General features: G+C 47.3%; 1 CRISPR repeat array.

Annotation, left to right across the window (positions count from 1 at the left end):
- Position 1 precedes the first annotated feature (1 nt).
- Positions 2 to 311: direct repeats of the CRISPR family, unit length 28 nt; unit sequence GAAAAACCTCCCCACCACATGGGGATTA.

Genomic DNA, 311 nt, shown 5'->3' with positions numbered 1-311 from the left:
TGAAAAACCTCCCCACCACATGGGGATTAAGACGCTCGCATGGTCTTGCGGATACCGCGTGTTTGAGGTTCTCTGAAAAACCTCCCCACCACATGGGGATTAAGACTTATCAGAAATCGCTGATGTCCAAAGTACCAACTTCTCTGAAAAACCTCCCCACCACATGGGGATTAAGACTTTTCGTTAACGGTAGAAGTGAAGGTTTTGAAAGCTCTGAAAAACCTCCCCACCACATGGGGATTAAGACTGGTAACGTTACACTTCCGCCACCATCTGATACTCTGAAAAACCTCCCCACCACATGGGGATTA

The organism is Neisseria sp. HMSC068C04 (assembly GCF_001810105.1).
In the GTDB taxonomy this organism is placed as follows: Bacteria; Pseudomonadota; Gammaproteobacteria; order Burkholderiales; family Neisseriaceae; genus Neisseria; species Neisseria flavescens_B.
Note: the sequence above shows the minus strand (reverse complement) of the source record. Positions and strands in the feature narration are given on the sequence as shown.